The organism is Chryseobacterium flavum (genome assembly GCF_003385595.1).
GTDB lineage: Bacteria > Bacteroidota > Bacteroidia > Flavobacteriales > Weeksellaceae > Chryseobacterium > Chryseobacterium flavum.
Window position 1 is genome coordinate 78,792 of the sequence record NZ_QNUE01000002.1, and the last position, 20,180, is coordinate 98,971.

Below are 20,180 nucleotides of genomic sequence, written 5' to 3' on the forward strand. Positions count from 1 at the left end.
TTGAAAACGAAACATAAACGAAACATTTATGAAACGAAACGAAGAACTCAGTAAATTAACCAATGTAAAAGAATGGGACTTTATTGTCATAGGAGGAGGAGCCAGTGGTTTAGGTTCAGCATTAGATGCGGTAAGCAGAGGATTCAAAACTTTATTGCTTGAATCTCACGATTTCGCAAAAGCAACTTCCAGCAGAAGTACCAAACTGGTACATGGCGGAGTCAGATATCTTGCCCAGGGAGATGTCGGATTGGTAAAAGAAGCATTGAAAGAAAGAGGTCTTCTTGCAAAAAATGCAGCACATATTGTAAAAAATCAGTCCTTCATTATTCCCAACTATACATGGTGGGGAGGTATCTACTATAAGATAGGACTATCTGTGTATGATTTTCTTGCCGGAAAACTGAGTCTGGGTAAAACAAAATACATCAGCAAATCAAAAACAATCGAAAAGCTTCCCACTATTGAACAAAACCACTTAATGAGCGGTGTTGTTTACCAGGACGGACAGTTTGATGATGCAAGGCTTGCGATCAACCTTACCCAAACCATTATTGAAAAAGGAGGAAGTGCTGTTAATTATGTAAAAGTAATCAACCTTTTAAAAGATGCTTCTGATAAAGTAATTGGTGTTGTTGCAGAAGATCAGTTCTCCAAGCAGCAATATCAGATTCATGGTAAAGTGGTTATCAACGCTACGGGGGTATTTACGAATGATATTCTCAATATGAACAATCCAAAGCACGGGAAATTTGTTGTACCAAGCCAGGGAATTCACCTGGTACTGGATAAATCCTTCCTGAAAAGCGATGATGCGATCATGATTCCGAAAACATCAGACGGCAGGGTTTTATTTGTTGTTCCGTGGCATGACAGAGCTTTGGTAGGAACTACAGATACTCTTTTAAAGGATGAAAGCTTTGAACCTCGTGCCCTGGAAGAAGAAATCAATTTTGTTTTAAATACAGCAAGACAATATTTAGCTAAAAAGCCAACACGTGAAGATGTAAAATCAGTTTTTGCAGGTCTTCGCCCGCTTGCAGCTCCTAAAGATGGAAGTAAAAGCACAAAAGAAGTTTCCCGAAGCCACAAAGTGATTACCTCAGAAACCGGATTAGTTTCCATTATCGGAGGAAAATGGACCACATACCGCAAAATGGCAGAAGATACTGTAGATGAAGCTATGAAAGTTCACAGGTTAGGAAACAGTCCATCAAAAACAGAGCATCTTTCTATTCATGGAAATATAAAACCGGAACAGGTAGACAGAACCAATCATCTATATGTTTACGGATCTGATATTCCTGCCATAAAAGCATTACAGGAAAGCAACCCCCGCTATGCACAAAAGATACATCCGGATCATCCTTTCACTGTGGCAGAAGTGGTATGGGCTGTAAGAGCAGAAATGGCAGAAACCATTGAAGATATACTGGCAAGAAGAGTACGTTTGCTTTTTCTGGATGCAAGAGCAGCAATAGACAGCGCTCACAATGTAGCAAGGATCATTGCTGAAGAAAAAGGATATTCTGAAGAATGGGCTCAGCAGCAGGAAAATGAATTCATTGAACTGGCAAAAGGATATTTACTAACTCCTTATTCACCTAAAGTTATCAACCTAAATTAGCACTATATACATGAATGAAAAGCTTATCCTCGCTCTAGACCAGGGGACAACTTCCTCCAGAGCGATTCTCTTCAACCATAGTGGAGAAATTAAATATGTATCTCAGAAAGATTTCAGACAGATATTTCCTACTCCGGGATGGGTAGAACATGATCCTAATGAAATCTGGTCCTCACAAATCTCCGTAGCAGCAGAAGTGATAGCAAAAGCAGGAATCTCCGGACTGGAAGTTGCCGCTATCGGAATTACCAATCAACGTGAAACAACCATTGTATGGGACAAGGAAACTGGTGAACCTATTTACAATGCCATTGTATGGCAGGACCGCAGAACTTCAAAATACTGCGATGAACTGAAAGAGCAGGGACACGCAGAAACAATCAAAGAAAAAACCGGACTTGTTCTGGATGCCTACTTTTCAGCCACCAAACTAAAATGGATCCTTGATCATGTAGAAGGCGCAAGACAAAAAGCTGAAGAAGGAAAATTATGTTTCGGAACTGTTGACACATGGCTTGTATGGAAACTTACCCGCGGAAAAATGTTTATCACGGATGTTTCCAATGCCAGCAGAACAATGCTTCTGAATATTCACACTCTGGAATGGGATAATGATTTATTAGAGCTATTTGACATTCCTGAAAATATCCTTCCTGAAGTAAAGCAAAGCAGTGAAATATATGGTGAGACAGCTACCACTCTATTCTCTACCAAAATTCCGATAGCAGGTATTGCCGGTGACCAGCAGGCAGCCTTATTCGGGCAGATGTGTACCACTCCGGGAATGGTAAAAAATACTTATGGAACAGGATGTTTCCTATTAATGAACACAGGAACAGAAGCTGTTTCTTCTAAAAATAACCTTCTTACTACTGTAGCCTGGAAAATCAATGGAGAAGTCAACTATGCACTGGAAGGAAGTGTATTCGTAGGAGGCGCAGCTATTCAATGGCTGAGAGATGGTCTTAAGCTTATTCACTCTTCTGAGCAGGTAAACGAACTGGCTGCTTCCGTAGAAGATAATGGCGGTGTTTATTTTGTTCCTGCATTAACAGGTCTTGGTGCCCCTTACTGGGATCAGTATGCAAGGGGAACGATTGTAGGGATCACCCGTGGAACTACCGATGCCCATATTGCCAGAGCTACCCTGGAAGGAATTGCATTTCAGGTATATGAGATTGTAAAAGCAATGGAAGCAGATTCCGGAAGAGCCAGTCTTGAATTAAGAGTAGACGGCGGCGCCTCTGCAAGTGATCTTCTGATGCAGATCCAGTCTGACCTTTTCGGATTTAAAATCACAAGACCAAAGACACTGGAAACTACAGCTCTTGGAGCAGCCTACCTGGCAGGACTTGCAGTAGGATATTGGAAAAGTATAGACGAGATCCAGGAACAATGGATTGTAGACAAAGACTTCCACCCTCAACTGGACAAAGAGAAGGTAAATAAAATGACCCACTTCTGGAAGAAAGCTGTAAAAAGTGCTCAAAGCTGGATTGAAGATTAACTCACTTATCAAAAAAAACTTATATGACCCCATTTATTGCAGAAGTTATCGGCACGATGCTTCTTATATTGTTAGGCAACGGTGTTGTAGCCAATGTTGTCTTAAAAGATACGAAAGGAAATAATTCCGGATGGATTGTTATTACTACCGCATGGGCACTGGCCGTTTTTGTGGGAGTAACCGTTGCAGGGCCAATAAGTGGGGCCCACCTGAACCCGGCAGTAACCATTGGTCTTGCTGTTGCAGGAAAATTCTCATGGGACCTTGTTCCGTCATATATCGCAGCGCAGATGATCGGAGGAATGCTGGGTGCATTTCTAGTATGGCTGTTTCATAAAGATCATTTTGCTATTACAGAGGACGAAGGTGCAAAACTAGCATGTTTCAGTACCGGTCCGGCAATCAGAAAAACGTCTTCCAATCTTATCAGTGAGATCATCGGGACATTTGTACTTGTATTCTGCGTATTTTACTTTGCAGATCCAAGTATTTCCTTGCAGGCAGATCCAACCGCCAAAGTAGGCCTGGGTTCTATCGGAGCGATCCCAGTTACGTTTGTAGTTTGGGCAATCGGCTTATCTCTGGGAGGAACTACAGGATATGCCATTAACCCGGCAAGAGATCTTGCTCCAAGAATCATGCATTCCATCTTACCTGTAAAGGGAAGCAGTGACTGGGGATATGCGTGGATTCCTATAGTAGGTCCGGTTACAGGAGCTATTATCGCAGCAGTATTATATGGATTTTTAAAATAAAACAAATGATGAGAAAAATCTTAAAGGGAATCTTCGTTCTTGCTTTAAGCACAGGAAGGTTATTTTCACAGGAAAGTGGTGAAGCTAAGGAAACCGAAGAAGGAAGGCTTGATTTTACAGCCAACATTCAGAACAACCACTTATGGAGAGGACTTATTATCACTGACAAACCTGTAGTAATGGGGAACATTTCTTATGCTTTAGATGCAGAAAAGAAATGGAAGGTAGGAATCTGGGGCGCATCTGCATTAGCGGATGACAAAGACAACACCCATTATAAGGAGATCAATTATTACATTCAATATTCAGACGGTCGTTTGTATATCGGATTGTGGGATCTTTACAATTCCAGGAATATCAATACCGCAGTGGCGGCAGATGACATTTTCAGTTACTCACAGAGAAGGACTGCCCATATTATTGACTTAAGAACCAACTATACTTTCGGACCTTCATTCCCGATCAATATTGAAGCTGATATCATGCTGTACGGAGGTGCCAATGCCGGAGAGGTTATTCTGGAACCCGACGGAAGCTATAAGAAAAACAGATACTCCACGTATATTCAGGCGAGCTATCCTGTTATTAAAGGACAGAAAGTTAATCTGGATGCATTTGTAGGTGCCGGGTTTGCTCTCAATGATAAAACCTTTTTGTATGGTAACGGTAAAAACAGTTTCGACATCGTTAATGTAGGAGTAAAAGCCGGAAAAGTTGTTAAGATTACAGATCATTACAGCCTTCCTGTATCCATGATGGCTATGTGGAATCCATCCAATAAGTATGCAAGAATTCAACTTGCAGCAACCGTTTTTTAATTTAACTTCAAATAGATTACAGAAGCCACTCCATTCGGGGTGGCTTTGTTATTACTTTCCCGTCAAAAGGGTATTCATTTTTTTAGTTCCGTATTTCTTCTGAACTACAATAACCGGGTTTTTACGGCTTACTATTTGCCGGAATATCTTTACTTTTGAAAAAAATATCTATGAAAAAGTTTTTCAGTTTAATAATTCTGTGCATCAGTATTTTTTACATGGGCACAGCAGAAAGAGGTTCCTTTTATTGGATACAGGACTTTTGATATCATGAAAGGATATAGCGGTACCGGCACTCCTCATTATTATCTGGATGTTAAAAACAATGGCGATGTACATTTTGGCTATGTCCAGGTGAATCAAGCCAGCGGAGAAGAAACAACAGAGGAAGTCAACGCAGGTAAATATGCACCTAATAAGGTAATGAAAGTAGTTTTTAAAAAATATGAGGAAACCTTTTTCGTGAAATTTGACAAAGATAAAATCTATCTTACTGATGAAAAAGGAAATGTTAAGAACCTTGAAGGCTGCTGCTCAGCCAGTGAAAGCATCAATAAAGAAATCTGTACATGCGAAAGCGAATTTTATAAGTAGTAAAAATATTTATAGAGAAAGCCACTCCATCCGGGGTAGTTTTCTTGTTACGGGAAGCTTTATACCGTAACATTATATAAAATTCTTCATCAGCACACCAACCACCGGGATTTTACGGTTTATATTCTGGCTAAATATCTTTATTTTTGAAAATATTTTCTGATCTCAATGAGAATTTTAAAAACCTTATTGCTATTCCTTCTTTTTCTTGTTACGTCCTGTACCAGAAAAGAAAGTCATCCTTATACATTTTATTATTGGAAAACCCATCTGAAACTGGACAAGGAAGAGAAGAGAGCATTAGACCAGGCAACCGTTCCTTATTTGTACACCAGGTTTTTTGATGTAGATAAAGTGAATGGGAAATTCCAGCCCGTAGCTGTAATTACCAAAGATAAAAGCTTCCAATCCGACAAGCAGATCGTTCCAACAGTTTTTATTACCAATCAGACTTTCCTTGGCATTTCCGCAGAAGAAATCAGATTTCTGGCAGAAAGCATCCATCTTTTAGTTAAAAAGAAAGCGGAAGACTACCAGCTGAAAACGAATAATGAAATTCAGATCGACTGTGACTGGACCGCCGGAACACGAAATGATTATTTTGAATTTCTGAAAGAACTGAAAAAAATCTCCGGAAAAGAAGTCACCTGTACCCTTCGTCTTCATCAGGTGAAAGATAAAACACAAACCGGAATTCCTCCCGTGAATAAAGTATACCTGATGTGTTATTCTACATCATCACCATTGGAAGAATCTGACAAGAATTCGATTCTGGATGTTAATATCTTAAAAAGCTATCTTTCTAAAATGGAAGACTACCCTATCAGGAAAGTTGAAGTAGCGCTTCCTATTTATTCCTGGGGGATCATTACCAATCATTTAGGCAAGCATAAACTGATCAATGCCTTATCTGACAGAGACCTGGAAAATCCAAATTTTAAAAAGACAGCTGATCATCAGGCTGAAGTTCTGAAAGATGGCTTTTACTTTGGAAGTTATTTAAACAAAGGGTTCAAAATAAAGGTAGAAGAAATCTCTGAAGAACAACTTGAAAAAGTTACCAGTTTTCTACAGAAAAAAATCCCACATTTTAATATTATTTATTATCAATTAGATAGTAAATTTGTGTTAGATCGGAAATTTTAATCTCCCGGAGATAGAAATCACCTGCCTGGAACCATACCATAAAATATTATAAAACTAAAAACACTACAAACCCCTATGAAAAAGCATATCCTTTCACTTGCGGTTGTATCACTTTTCTATACTAAATCTGACGCCTGCGCATGGTCAGATCCTGATTATGATTACTTCAACCTTTTTACGCAAACCATCATCAAGGACAAGGCTTATCTTCCTTTTCTGCATAACTATTCAAGCAGGTTTTATGGAGGATATAACTCTTCACTGATTCCTGATGATAATATTGAAACATGGAAAAAGTTCTTTAACAATCAGCTTAGTTATTCTGAAACCCAGAATCTGGTATATAAAGTGAGCATGAACGACCTGAATGCTTTAAAGAACGGAAATCCGACAAATCCGTTTTTACAAAAACTGGGTACCGGATTTTACCAGAAATATAAGGAAGGTATTGACTATTTAATTGAGGCCAAATACCTTGAGCCTTATATGAGCATCAATTATATCGAAAGTGAAAACTCATTTTATTATGACAGAGATGCCAACAGAAAAAATGCTACAGCTCTTGATTATAATAAGACCATTGCTGCTTTAACGTCTTTATACAATGCAGCAAGAAATCCTGAAATCAAGCAGCGCTACGGATACCAGCTGGTACGTCTGAATCATTATACCAGAAACTATGACTCCGCAGTACAGGCTTTCAAAACCTATGTTGCCCCTATCAAATTAAAAGGAACCGTATATTTCATGTCCCTTGACCAGCTTGCCGGAGCGCAAAGAGGATTGGAGATGAACAGCGATGCCAACTGGAACTTTTTCCAGGTATTCATGAACAGCAAAGACCGCAAGGAGTCTGCATTTGTTTCTATGAAACTTTCAGACACGGCTTCTTTCAGCAATATCATGAAAAGAGCCCATACGAACGAAGAAAAGAATATGGCTTATTTTCTGTTAGGATATGAAGATTTCAACAATCCTATTCCTATTATGGAAAAAATGTATGACATCAATCCAGATTCTGAGATCCTGAAAGTAATGGCTGCAAGAAGTATCAATGAACTTGAAAGAAGCTACCTTCCTACTTATTATTATACCGATGCTGCTTCAGGAAAAGTCTCTGTCCAAAGAGGTAAAACAGATGCCCAAGATGCAAAGAATACTCAAACCGCAACAACTGCTCCGGAAGTAAAAGAAGAAAAACTTTCTTTCTGGCAGAAAATCGTAAGGTTTTTCAAAAATCTTTTCGGAGGTTCCAAATCTGATAAAACAGGCAGCGAAGTAAAAGCCGATCAGAGTGATGATGAACTATTCAGCAATCCGGACAGAATCCCTTTCTACACAAGAACAGGATATTATTATGATGAAAAGACTCAGGACTACCTGGATGATCTTGAAAAATTCACAGAAAAAACAAAAGAGAAATCTAAGGATGAATACTGGCAGATTGCTGATGCTTATCTCAAGTTTCTGAAAAAAGATTATAAAGGCAGTTCTGAAATCCTAAGCGATATCAAAACAACAAATCCGGAATATCAGGAACAGATCAAACGAATGAAAGTCCTGAATGATATTGTTTCCCAGCCTAGAATTGACGCAGCATATGAAGATCATCTGATGAAAGATTATGCCGAATATTTCGTAGAGAAAAAGGTAGAAAAAGACACGGCCACTACTGATAATTTTGATTATTATGGTGAAGTACCGTCTACTGCAGATTTCCTGAAAGATGTACTTGCTAACCGTTATTTCCTTCAGGGCGAAGATGGTAAATCATTCCTGATGAACAATAAGCTTTCGGATCTACAGTATAATCCGAATTCAAGTCTCGTAAAAAGTGTGGAAGAATTCTACAGAAAACCCAATAAAACCCAGTTTGAGCAGCAGATTATTGCCAAAAACATGGACAGTGTAGGCGATATTGATGCTTTCTTCAATACAATTTATGGAGACAGAGCAATGAGACTTGCCGACTTTGAAAAAGCAAAGTCTTATTACGAAAAAGCCAGAAACTTTGCCGGTATTCCGAGACAGAATTATGAGTGGACAGAAAAAGAGGGTCAAACTATTACGGCAAAACAATATGCACCTGCTGAATACAATGGATTTAAAAACATTTCAAATCTTGTGTTCGGGCATAATGTATGGGAAAGCTTTGAAAGCCCTGATACCGAAAGTATGGAAGCAGAAAATTACACTGATTTCCCTTTCATCAAATCAAGCATGGACAAACTTGAGCTTGCAGATGCATTGATCCAGCTTAAAAAGATTGGAAACGGAACGGGTGAAAAGGCCGCAAAAGCCAATCAGCTTATTGGGAATCTACTATATAATACATCTATTTTAGGATATTACCGTCAGTTGTTTGTAATGGATATTGACAACAGTAACGGAGGTAAATATGATTTCTGGAATACTGACAGAAAGAATCCTTACCAGTATTATTATAAGAACTTCCTGGATACGTCTTATATTGAACCTGATAATTTTGATCTGTCAATCAATTACTACCAAAAAGCCCTTAAGCTTTCAAATAATAAGGAAGAGAAAGCAAGAATCCTGTTCCAGATGGCAAGTGCTGAACAAGGCAAATATTATCAGTATGAAGCTAAAGCCCCAAAAGATTTTGATTATTCTGATCCGAAATGGTCTGAGAAAGAAGATGCCCGCCAAAAGGAAATGGACAATCTTAAAAACCAGAAATACAGAACCTACTTTGCCCAGTTGAAAGCTCAGTACTCAGATACTGAAACAACGAAAAACTTAATGGGAAGCTGCAGTTATTTCAATTATTTCATGAGATAATCGTTTTTTAAAATATGCAAAAAAGGAATCAATTCGATTCCTTTTTTTGTTCCTGCTTCTCTATCCATTCTTCATGTTTTCTTTTGAAGAATTCATATTTATAATCCTGATTTCTCTGAGCCGCATCTATAGAGTGAGAAGTATGAATATCCAGATCCTTTTTTGCCAACCGCGCCAGCTGCTCATAATAATGGTGAAGCTGGTCAAGCTCTGCTTCCGTGAGATCTTCAATATCTACAATCCTGTTACTCGCTTTTTCATGTGCCGCAATCATTTCGTTGAGCTTTATCTGTATTGCTTTCGAATCCTTATTCTGGGCTTTCTGAATCAGGAAGACCATCAGAAAAGTAATGATCGTGGTTCCTGTATTGATTACAAGCTGCCATGTTTCTGAATAGTCAAAGAGAGGGCCTGTTATCGCCCAGGCTATAACAATAAGCACTGCTCCGGTGAAAGCCACAGGGCTACCCGTAAACTTTACGGCCCAGTTCGAAAATGTTTCAAAGAGGTTTTTATTCTTAGGGTTCATGATACAAGTTATTTTACATAAATGTATTAAATTAACCCGATACAGATTATGACGATAATCGTAAAATTTTATTGTAATTTATTTCAATTTTTTAAACCGATGCCACCAGATAAGAAATCCTGTAACGGGTAGTGAACATCCAATGAGAGATACAATAAAATATAAGATTATACTTGGAAGTCCCATAATTTCCCCTGTATGCAGAGGCTTTGCCAGAGATGTAAACTGTTTATTGAGTGGTTTATCTGAAAATAATTCTTTAGTTTTAAAAACTCCTGTTTTATCAAAAGTAACTTCATTAGGCAACATCATTCCCAGGAAGTTATGCCTGTTTGTTTTAGTAACTACAAACCGTGGGTTCTCTTTATTGGGTAACTCAATACTGGTAACAGCAGTATAAGGAAGGTATTGATCGGCAGATTGTAGAATATTATCTATAGAGGCTATTGCGGTGTTTTTAAGATCCTTCTTTTCATCCTGCTTCTGAAGCATATCTTCGAAAAGCCCACCAAAAGCATCATCTTCACCCTTATCTTCAGAAATATGATCTATTGAAGTACCACCCAGACTTACTATAATCGCATTTTTCATCCACGGATAAGTTACATACAACCCTGTAACAGCCATAAAGAAAAGCATCAGAAAAGTGTAAAAGCCAAGGGTATTGTGAAGATCATAATTCATTCGCTGGAATTTTGCTTTCAACATTACAGTTAATCCCTGTTTCAGAAATTTCAGTTTTTTGGGAAGCCAAAGGATAAGCCCTGAAAGCAATAGAATACAGAACACAAGTACTCCTGCTCCTACAATCTGTCGTCCTGCATTTCCCATCATAAGGTTTCTATGGATATCCAGCACCACTTCAAAAAAGCGGTTTGCACTGGTATCTGCCTGGCCAAGGATTCTACCTGTATATTGATTATAATATGCACTTTTATCCAACCCGTTTTCACGATAACCTATCACGTAGCTTCTTCCTTTTTCATCCGGGATAAGCAAAGATGTAAGCTGCTTATTCTGCTCAGAGAGTTCCAGTTGTATACTATCCGGGCTTTTAGCTTGTTTATGAACTGAACTAATATAAACCTTGTCCCGGTTAATAAGATCTATAATCTGATTTTTAAATGCATATAAACAACCGGTAAGACACATAATCAAAACAATAATACCTGATAAAAGCCCAAGCCAGAGATGAATAAGCCACATCAGATATTTTGTGAATGATTCATTTTTCCTTCTTTTTCTATAGAGACTTTTAAATAATAGTTTCATTGGGAATTAATGACAAAAACATTAAGATGGTTGGGACATCTTAATGTTTTCTAATTAAAATTGATATGAATGATTAATGTTTTGAAAGGAAGCTGCACGTGTACCTGTTATCCTTTTTTCCGGATTTCACCGGATTCGGAAATAATTATTTTCTTCCTTTAAACTGAACATCTTTTACGATCTCCTCAAATTTCGTATAGTGTTCAGGGGTAAGTGCTTTCTGAATGACAGCTTTTCTCTGTGCATCAAATTTTTCCCAGTATTCCTTTGCCAGATCATTATTCCCGTGATACACATCATGAGCATCATTAAATGCTTTTTCAAATGCATCATTGGCGGCATTTACTACTTTAAATTCCTCTTCCGAAAGCTGTGCTTCAGCTTTTATTTTTTCAAGAAGAACGTTATCATATCTCGGCCTTTTTCTGGAGTTCTCATCAACAAATCTGTTAAATTTTTCCATTTGTGGAGCATCCAGAACTTTTGCCATTTCAAGAGACTGCTGTGCTCTAAGTTCTTCATTTTTGATTCCAAGTGCTACACGGTCCATATTTCCTCCCTGTGCCTTTGCAGCCTGAAAATTCTGTTCCTGTAACTGCTGATATTTTGCAGTGATCTCATTAAAGCTTTTTTCCTGTTCAGCGGTAAGCTTTACTTCTGCTTTGAACTGATTGTAATCTATTCCTTTCTTTTTATCTCCCGAGCACGATATTGTCACAGCTCCCAGCGCTAATGCTAAAAATAATGTTTTTATAGTTTTCATAATTGATGATTTGCTGATTAGAATTTATAGTTTACCTGTACGGCAAAATTTCTAGGCTGGATCTGGTCAATATATCCTCCTCTGAAGTATGAATTATATCCTACTGCATCAAAGATATTGTTGAAGAATCCTCTTATTCCCAATCCATTTTTGAAAGAATACCCTACCTGCGCATCTACTGTAGTATATTGAGGCATGAAGAATGGTTTTTCTCCGGGTTGTGTTCCGTTAACATGGCCGTTTGATGTATTGGTATACTTTTGTTTATAGTCGTCAACTGGCCTTTTTCCTACAAAATAAATTCCGGCGCCAACATCAAGACCTGTAAGGATTCCTGCATCAAATTTATAATTCAACCATGCATTTGCAGAATGCTTAGGGGTATTAATAGGTGCTGAGCCATTAACAAATGATGGACTATCTTTATATTGGGCATCAACATATGCCCATCCTGTCATCACCTGGAGGTTTGGAAGAATTTTACCGATTAACTCTACCTCCACGCCCTGTCTTTTCAAATTACCGGCTAAAGCATATGTTCCTGTCGGATTACCCTTGTCAAGAAGCTCATATGATAAATTGTCTGTATTGATATCAAAAAGGGTCACATTAAATCTCAATCTTTCATTTAGCCAGTCAGATTTAATTCCTGCTTCCCATTGCTTTGTTGTGGATGCACCTACCGTTCCTCCGCTGAACAGTACATTATTAGAACTTCTCAAAGATGTTGTACTTGTATAGGATCCAAATATGTTCATATTTTCAACAGGTGATATCATAATCCCCAGTGAAGGATTCCATGCATAATCTTTTTCTTTATCTGATCCTATTAATCTACTGTAGCGTACCCCTAAATGAGCTTTAACATATTTATTGAAAGTAATAACGTCTTGTGCCATTAATCCCATAGTAGGAGTTACCGTATTAACAACCGGATTTTTCTTTATTAATTCAAAATTATCAGGATCAATATTTGAAGGCAGCATGTTATTAATATCATTCAGAACATTGATGACATCAACTTCTTTTGCCAGATAAGACTTAGTAGTTACATTAGATTCTTTCCAATCAAAGCCTACCTGAAACGTATGTTTCATAAAGCCAGTCATAACATCAGCTCCAATAAAGTCAAACTGAAAAGCTTTATTCAGGTCTTCACGCTCAGATTTCGTTAATGATCTGTTTCTCATTTCATTCGGGTTCTTACTATCAATAGGTGACAATGCCGCTCCAACAATATTTGTCTGATAAGAAGAACTCATATATGCAGCTCTTAATTTTAGATTTTTAGTCAGCTTTCTTGTAGCCGTTGTTGAAAAATTGAAAGTTTCAGTTTTGGCATTATCTGTAGAGAAACCAAGGAATTTTCTTCCGGGCATTTTATATATTGCTTCCGTATCTCCTTTTGCCAGGTTAACCGTTCCTCTGTCCGGAGTAGTATTGTTATGCAGATAATCCATTTCAACCACAATCTCGGTTTTATCATCTGGGCGAATTGCAATAGATGGATTTACATAAATACGATCTGTATTAATAAATCTTCTGAAGCTATTGCTATTCTGATAAGCGGCATTTAATCTTACAGCAATTCTTCCCTGTGAATCCAAAACTCTCTGAAAATCTACTGTTGGTCTGTAAAAATCCCAGCTTCCATATCTGAATCCAACATTTGTCTGATTTATAAACTTAGGAACTTTAGTAACAACGTTAATCACTCCACCGGCTGATCCTAATCCATCCCCTATACCTTGTGTAACAGCAGCAGATCCTTTAATTACCTGAATACTTTCTATTCCCTGCATATCAGTAAGCATTGCTGCAGTACGAAAATCAGAATCCATCTGAACTCCATTCTTCAAAACAGGGACTCCCCTGTATCCTCTGATTGACATACTTTCTCTGGTTCCTCCATAGCTTCCGAATTGTGTAACTCCGGGAACATTCTTAGCCACATCCGTAACAGTTAAACCTCCCAAATCTTCAATTACTTTATAGGAAATTACTGAAATACTCTGGATCTGGTCTCTCGTCTTCAAGGGCAGTCTCGTGATGGCTTCAAGGCCTTCAGGTTGTTTCTTTCTTTCACCGAACAATTCTACTTCATCAATTTCTTTTGACTTCTTTATAGAATCATTCACTTGCTGTGCGTTTGCAAAAACCCCACCCAATACAAGCAGAGAAAAGGATACTACTTTATTCATCTGATAATTTTTTGCAAATTTATTATTTTTATTAATTCTAAATAAATAAACAAAGGTGACATATGTCACCTGAACAAGAGTAATTATTGCAGAATTAATAATATTTGCACCAATATTAGATCAATATATCAAATTCCTTTTAAATATCTTAGCCGTTACATCTCATTAACCTTTTATGGATAGTAAATTCAAAACGAAATAATCATAAAAAAATCCGCCCCTAAAAAGGGACGGATTCTATAATCATTGCAAAGTATGCAATTATCACACTTTAATTTCAACGTCTACACCGCTTGGTAACTCTAATTTCATTAGAGCATCAACCGTTTTAGAAGAAGAAGAGTAGATATCCATCAATCTCTTGTGAGCAGAAAGTTGGAACTGTTCTCTTGCTTTCTTGTTTACGTGTGGAGATCTCAACACTGTGAAGATTCTCTTATTTGTTGGCAATGGAATTGGACCGTTTACAACAGCACCAGTAGCCTTTACCGTTTTTACGATTTTCTCTGCAGACTTATCTACCAAATTGTAATCGTAAGACTTAAGTTTTATTCTGATTCTTTGTGACATTTTAATCTAATTTAATATTAACCTTTAGCTTTAGCGATTACTTCTTCAGCAACGTTTTGCGGAGCAGCTTCATATCTTTCAAACTCCATAGAAGATGTAGCTCTACCAGAAGATAATGTTCTTAATGAAGTTACATAACCAAACATTTCAGAAAGTGGAACGAAAGCTTTGATTACTTTAGCATTGTTTCTGTCATCCATACCGTTTACAGTACCTCTTCTTCTGTTAAGGTCACCTACGATATCACCCATGTACTCTTCAGGAGTTACCACCTCAAGTTTCATGATTGGCTCCATGATAACAGCTTTAGCAGCTCTACCAGATTCTTTGAATCCTAATTTAGCAGCTAATTCGAATGATAACTGGTCAGAGTCAACTGCGTGGAAAGATCCATCTTTCAATGTAACTTTCATTGATTCAACTTCGAATCCAGCTAATGGACCATTCTTCATTGCTTCCTTGAATCCTTTTTCAACAGATGGAACGAATTCTTTAGGAATGTTACCACCTTTAATTTCGTTGATGAATTCAAGACCTGTCTTACCTTCGTCAGCTGGACCGATTTCGAATACGATATCTGCGAACTTACCTCTACCTCCAGACTGCTTTTTGTAAACCTCTCTGTGGTTAGCTTTTTGTGTAAGAGCTTCTTTATATTCTACTTGCGGCTGTCCTTGATTAACTTCTACTTTGAACTCTCTTCTCATACGGTCAACGATGATGTCAAGGTGAAGCTCACCCATACCAGAGATGATAGTTTGTCCTGAAGCTTCATCAGTTTTCACTGTGAAAGTAGGATCTTCTTCTGCCAGTTTAGCCAAAGCATTACCCATTTTATCCTGGTCAGCTTTAGTTTTAGGCTCAACAGCGATACCGATTACCGGATCCGGGAAGATCATTGATTCAAGAACGATAGGGTTCTTTTCATCAGATAGGGTATCTCCTGTTTTGATATCTTTAAATCCTACAGCTGCACCGATATCTCCAGCTTCAATATATTCTACCGGGTTTTGCTTGTTAGCGTGCATCTGATAGATTCTGGAAATTCTTTCTTTGTTTCCTGATCTTGTATTAAGAACGTAAGAACCAGCATCCAGTCTTCCTGAATAAGCTCTGAAGAATGCCAATCTACCTACGAACGGGTCAGTAGCAATCTTAAATGCTAATGCAGCAAAAGGCTCGTTTACATCCGGCTTTCTTGTGATTTCAGCATCAGTTCTTGGATCTGTTCCTTTGATATCGTCTTTATCCATTGGAGAAGGAAGATATTTACAAACAGCATCAAGCATGAACTGTACTCCTTTATTCTTGAAAGAAGAACCACAAGTCATCGGGATGATAGAAAGGTCAATAGTAGCTTTTCTTAATGCTTCGTTGATCTCATCTTCAGAAATTGAATCCGGATCTTCGAAGAATTTCTCCATCAAAGTCTCATCATAATCAGCTACAGCCTCTACTAATTTTTCTCTATATTCAAGAACCTCATCCTTCATATCATCAGGAATCGGAACCACTTCAAAAGTAGCACCTTGTCCTGCTTCATCCCATACGATAGCTCTGTTTTTGATCAAGTCAACAACTCCTTTGAAATCTTCTTCTGCACCAATTGGAAGAACGATTGGAACTGCATTGGATCCAAGCATTTCTTTTACTTGCTTACATACATTAAGGAAGTCTGCACCTTGTCTGTCCATTTTGTTAACGAATCCCATACGAGCAACTTTATAGTTGTCCGCAAGTCTCCAGTTGGTTTCAGACTGAGGCTCTACTCCATCTACTGCAGAGAATAAGAATACAAGACCATCTAATACTCTCAAAGATCTGTTAACCTCTACTGTAAAGTCAACGTGTCCCGGTGTATCGATAATATTGAAGTGATATCCTTTAGTTTCAGGTAAATTCTTTCCCTGATCTGTTGGGAAATTCCAGGTACAAGTAGTTGCAGCTGAAGTAATAGTAATACCTCTTTCTGCTTCTTGCTCCATCCAGTCCATCGTAGATGCACCTTCGTGAACCTCACCAATTTTGTGAGTTTTACCTGTATAGAATAGAATTCTTTCTGTAGTGGTAGTCTTACCTGCATCAATGTGAGCAGCAATACCAATATTTCTTGTAAATTTAAGATCTCTTCCCATTTCAGATTAGAATTTGAAGTGCGAGAAAGCCTTGTTAGCTTCCGCCATTTTGTGAGTATCAGTTTTCTTTTTGAAAGCTGCACCTTCTTCTCTTGAAGCAGCTACAACTTCGTTAGCTAATTTCAAAGCCATTGACTTATCATTTCTAGCTTTAGAATATTTGATTAACCATTTCATTGCCATAGAAATTTTTCTGTCAGCTCTGATTGGCATAGGGATCTGAAAGTTAGCTCCACCTACTCTTCTAGAACGTACTTCTACGTGAGGCATTACATTAGTAAGTGCATCTTTCCAGATTTCAAGTGCAGTTTTTTCGTTATCTCCTTTTTTAGTTTCCACGATATCCAATGCATCATAGAAAATTTTGAATGCGATAGACTTTTTACCGTCTAGCATCAGGTTATTTACGAATCTTGTTACCAATTGATCATTAAACTTCGGATCTGGTAACAACGGTCTTTTTTTAGCTTTTGTCTTTCTCATTGTCTTATTCCTTATTTAATGATTATTTTTTCTTTCCTTTTGCTGGTGCTGCAGCTGCCTGACCTGGTTTTGGTCTCTTAGCTCCATACTTAGATCTTCTTTGTGTTCTTCCATTTACACCTGCAGTGTCTAATGCACCTCTTACGATGTGGTAACGTACTCCCGGTAGGTCTTTCACCCTTCCGCCTCTTACCAATACTATCGAGTGCTCTTGAAGATTATGTCCTTCGCCCGGGATGTAGGCGTTAACTTCTTTACCGTTAGAAAGTCTTACCCTTGCAACTTTTCTAAGTGCAGAGTTAGGTTTCTTAGGTGTAGTAGTATATACTCTCGTACATACACCACGTCTTTGTGGACAAGAATCAAGGGCAGCCGATTTGCTCTTCTTGGCAAGCGTGGCTCTTCCTTTTCTTACTAATTGTTGAATAGTAGGCATTTAATTGCTTTTTATTTTAGGGTGCAAAAATAATAATATTTTTTTAATTGACAAGCAGTTAAGTATTTTTATTTGTGTCTGAAAAAATATTTTTTCCATAAAACAGCACCTGTTACTTTTTCTATTTGCCTTACTGTAGCGGATATTTTAAAAATCACCTCTTATTACCACAGTATCAATTAATTTATATGTTTTTAAAATTTAATGGCAAAGCTAACAAAACAGACTTCAGGAATTGATTAACAAATTGTTATCTTATCTTTAAAATACAGATCATCCTTTTCATTCCATTATTGTAACCTGTACATTTTTATTCCATTTAAAATTTTTAACATTTTGCTTTAGGGATTCATGAATATCCGGATCTATGGAATAAATAAACAGATGTTTTTCAGCCAGGACCACATTTCTGCCTTTTACTTCCAGATAAGCTACCTTCTTCCAGTTCTTCGGAGTATGCCCGTCCAGCCACTCTTCATAGGCTATAGCCAGCTTATATTTATTTTTGATGGTATATTGCAGTAAAAAATCTTCAAACTCCTGATCCAGTTTTTTCCCCCCGATTCTGAACCTGACCATTTCATTTGACCCAAGCCCCATAAAATCCAGCAAATGGATATCGGTAAAATAACAGATTGCTCCAATATCGTTGGCAACTACATGTTCTGTATTATAGTATTCTTTTAAAAATCCGGCAGATTGTATCTGCTGTTCATATATATTGCTGCTGCCATTTGTTATGACCACATGAGCATATCCAAATTTGTATAACAACAATATAACGTTAACAATAATAAATACTCCAGTTATTTTTTCTGTTTTGAAAGCGGACAAAGGGTGGACAAAAAAAGACTTTAGCCTGGGAATAAGCACCATTGCAAAAGCACATAAAAGATAAGCTTCATACCTGAACACTCCTTTTATTTCACTGAACAGACAATGCTGAATAAGGGTAAGAGACCAGACCACAATCAAAAAATTACTCTCAATTACCTTCCGGAAATCTCCCTCCTTCTTATAATCTTTATATAACAATATAAAACTGATCAGCAAAGGAAATAATCCGATTTTATAAAAACTGATATTTAAAATCAGCTTTTTTATGACCAGATCAAAGACCTGCATGACAACATTTCCTGAAAAATCCAGCAAAGTCCCTTTAACAACGACGGAATTCGGAAAAAAATATCCGCTCTCAGGATAATTGAAATAACCAAAGAGAAAAATAGGAGTAAAGCCCAGCAGGAGAATCAGAGCCGCATGCTTAAATTTCCGGACCAGTAAAAAAACAAAAGCAAGGGATACAAAATAAAACATGCTTTCAAATCTTATCAGACCCAGCAATAATATTGTTCCATACAAGCAATATAAACTATATCTGGTTCTATAAACCCTCCATTGATAAAAAAAATAAATATTGGCAGCAATAACTGATACCTGCAGAACATGCTCCATCCCTGATACAATCTGTACATGCAGTACTGCAAAAAAAAGAGTAAACAAAGATGCCGCAATAATAAGTATTGTTTTACTGAAATACAGTGAGTAATATTTATTAAGAAGAATGATAAGCAATACAGTTGCAGCTATATTGAAAATCAGCGGTATGAGCGCGTGATTTCCAAAGATAAAAATCAGTACACTTAAAATAAGTGTAAATACAGGAGATGACGAGGATGATGAAAAGCTATATTCAGTAATTCCCCAAATTCCATGAACAGCAAAATTCTTAGCAATTGCCAAATGAATGTAAGCATCATCAAGGATGTAGGTAAAATAACCTTCTGTAGCAGACAGCATAATCAGGATATAGACAAAACATGTCCCAAAAAATACAGCAGATGTTATCAATAAGCTTTTCATGTTCTGCAATATTAATACTTCCAAACTATTTTAAAAAATTTTCTTATAGTTATCATCTATTAATAATCAGTGAAGTTCGGCACAATATTTCGTAAATTTGGGATATAAAGGTAATACTTATTATTACCATCTGCTATTTCACGACAACGCCACAGTAAAACAGCAATTATATCAGAAATAAATAATAAATATATTCATATGAAAAACGCAAGTATCATTGGCCTTAAAGAAGCCGATTGTAAAAAGATTGCAGACAAGTTAAATGTACTATTAGCCAACTATTCTGTCTTTTATCAGAATACCAGAGGTTCACACTGGAACATCAAAGGGGATCAGTTTTTTACGCTTCACCCGAAGTTTGAAGAATTGTACAACAGCCTGGTTTTAAAAATTGATGAAATTGCAGAAAGAATCCTGACATTAGGTGCTACTCCGGCACACAACTACTCTGATTATTTAAAAGTAGCTACAATTAAAGAAAGTAAAGAAGTGAGTGATGCTGCCAAAAGTGTTGAATTAATTCTAAGTTCATTCAAAGTAGTACTTGATCTTCAGAGAGAGCTTTTAGATATTACTGATGCTGCAGGTGATGAAGGAACAAACTCGCAGATGAGCGACTATATTACGGAACAGGAAAAAGAAGTATGGATGTATAACTCTTATCTTGGAAAATAACTCA

General features: G+C 37.4%; 16 protein-coding genes and 1 pseudogene. 8 read left to right on the top strand and 9 right to left on the bottom strand.

The window, feature by feature from the left end; translation table 11 throughout:
• Window positions 1-28 precede the first annotated feature (28 nt).
• From DRF59_RS02500 to DRF59_RS02530, 7 genes and pseudogenes are all read left to right on the top strand, one after another.
• Window positions 29-1,627 carry a glycerol-3-phosphate dehydrogenase/oxidase gene (locus DRF59_RS02500; RefSeq protein WP_115956716.1) on the top strand — a complete coding sequence of 533 codons (1,599 nt, stop codon included), beginning with the start codon at window positions 29-31 and terminating at the stop codon, window positions 1,625-1,627.
• A gap of 10 nt (window positions 1,628-1,637) precedes the next feature.
• Entirely contained in the window at window positions 1,638-3,134 is a 1,497-nt protein-coding gene (gene glpK, locus DRF59_RS02505; RefSeq protein WP_115956717.1) for a glycerol kinase GlpK, read from the top strand.
• Window positions 3,135-3,154: 20 nt separating this feature from the next.
• A pseudogene (locus DRF59_RS02510) lies at window positions 3,155-3,889 on the top strand (MIP/aquaporin family protein); the annotation flags it as partial.
• Window positions 3,890-3,894: 5 nt separating this feature from the next.
• Window positions 3,895-4,707 carry a hypothetical protein gene (locus DRF59_RS02515; protein WP_115956719.1) on the top strand — a complete coding sequence of 271 codons (813 nt, stop codon included), beginning with the start codon at window positions 3,895-3,897 and terminating at the stop codon, window positions 4,705-4,707.
• Window positions 4,708-4,977: 270 nt separating this feature from the next.
• Window positions 4,978-5,301 (top strand): hypothetical protein, encoded by a 324-nt coding sequence (locus DRF59_RS02520; protein ID WP_241505462.1) that lies wholly within the window; start codon window positions 4,978-4,980, stop codon window positions 5,299-5,301.
• Between the two features lie 168 nt (window positions 5,302-5,469).
• Window positions 5,470-6,447, top strand: coding sequence for a hypothetical protein (locus DRF59_RS02525; RefSeq protein WP_115956720.1), 978 nt, complete (start codon window positions 5,470-5,472; stop codon window positions 6,445-6,447).
• 75 nt (window positions 6,448-6,522) lie between these two features.
• Window positions 6,523-9,249: a hypothetical protein gene (locus tag DRF59_RS02530; protein ID WP_115956721.1), complete on the top strand. Its 2,727-nt coding sequence runs from the start codon at window positions 6,523-6,525 to the stop codon at window positions 9,247-9,249.
• 28 nt (window positions 9,250-9,277) lie between these two features.
• Here DRF59_RS02530 and DRF59_RS02535 read toward each other — a convergent pair whose 3' ends face one another.
• The 9 genes from DRF59_RS02535 to DRF59_RS02575 all read right to left on the bottom strand — a co-directional run bounded on the left by DRF59_RS02535 (window position 9,278) and on the right by DRF59_RS02575 (window position 19,501).
• Complete coding sequence (locus DRF59_RS02535) at window positions 9,278-9,778, bottom strand: low affinity iron permease family protein (RefSeq protein WP_115956722.1); 501 nt, start codon at window positions 9,776-9,778, stop codon at window positions 9,278-9,280.
• Between the two features lie 78 nt (window positions 9,779-9,856).
• Window positions 9,857-11,050 carry a PepSY-associated TM helix domain-containing protein gene (locus DRF59_RS02540; RefSeq protein WP_115956723.1) on the bottom strand — a complete coding sequence of 398 codons (1,194 nt, stop codon included), beginning with the start codon at window positions 11,048-11,050 and terminating at the stop codon, window positions 9,857-9,859.
• 145 nt (window positions 11,051-11,195) lie between these two features.
• Window positions 11,196-11,813, bottom strand: coding sequence for a hypothetical protein (locus tag DRF59_RS02545; RefSeq protein ID WP_115956724.1), 618 nt, complete (start codon window positions 11,811-11,813; stop codon window positions 11,196-11,198).
• A gap of 17 nt (window positions 11,814-11,830) precedes the next feature.
• A complete protein-coding gene (locus DRF59_RS02550; RefSeq protein WP_115956725.1) occupies window positions 11,831-14,014 on the bottom strand; it encodes a TonB-dependent siderophore receptor in 2,184 nt (727 codons plus the stop codon).
• Between the two features lie 264 nt (window positions 14,015-14,278).
• Window positions 14,279-14,584, bottom strand: coding sequence for a 30S ribosomal protein S10 (gene rpsJ / locus DRF59_RS02555; protein ID WP_002661363.1), 306 nt, complete (start codon window positions 14,582-14,584; stop codon window positions 14,279-14,281).
• A gap of 17 nt (window positions 14,585-14,601) precedes the next feature.
• A complete protein-coding gene (fusA, locus tag DRF59_RS02560; protein WP_115956726.1) occupies window positions 14,602-16,719 on the bottom strand; it encodes an elongation factor G in 2,118 nt (705 codons plus the stop codon).
• Window positions 16,720-16,725: 6 nt separating this feature from the next.
• The gene (gene rpsG / locus DRF59_RS02565; protein WP_002983149.1) at window positions 16,726-17,202 is read right to left on the bottom strand and encodes a 30S ribosomal protein S7; all 477 of its coding nucleotides are present in this window, start codon (window positions 17,200-17,202) and stop codon (window positions 16,726-16,728) included.
• 22 nt (window positions 17,203-17,224) lie between these two features.
• Window positions 17,225-17,638 (bottom strand): 30S ribosomal protein S12, encoded by a 414-nt coding sequence (gene rpsL / locus DRF59_RS02570; RefSeq protein WP_002983146.1) that lies wholly within the window; start codon window positions 17,636-17,638, stop codon window positions 17,225-17,227.
• A 282-nt stretch (window positions 17,639-17,920) separates the two neighbouring features.
• Window positions 17,921-19,501 (bottom strand): hypothetical protein, encoded by a 1,581-nt coding sequence (locus tag DRF59_RS02575; RefSeq protein ID WP_115956727.1) that lies wholly within the window; start codon window positions 19,499-19,501, stop codon window positions 17,921-17,923.
• Window positions 19,502-19,699: 198 nt separating this feature from the next.
• Here DRF59_RS02575 and DRF59_RS02580 point away from each other — a divergent pair, with 198 nt between their 5' ends.
• Window positions 19,700-20,176 carry a Dps family protein gene (locus DRF59_RS02580; protein ID WP_115956728.1) on the top strand — a complete coding sequence of 159 codons (477 nt, stop codon included), beginning with the start codon at window positions 19,700-19,702 and terminating at the stop codon, window positions 20,174-20,176.
• The last annotated feature ends 4 nt before the right edge of the window (window positions 20,177-20,180 follow it).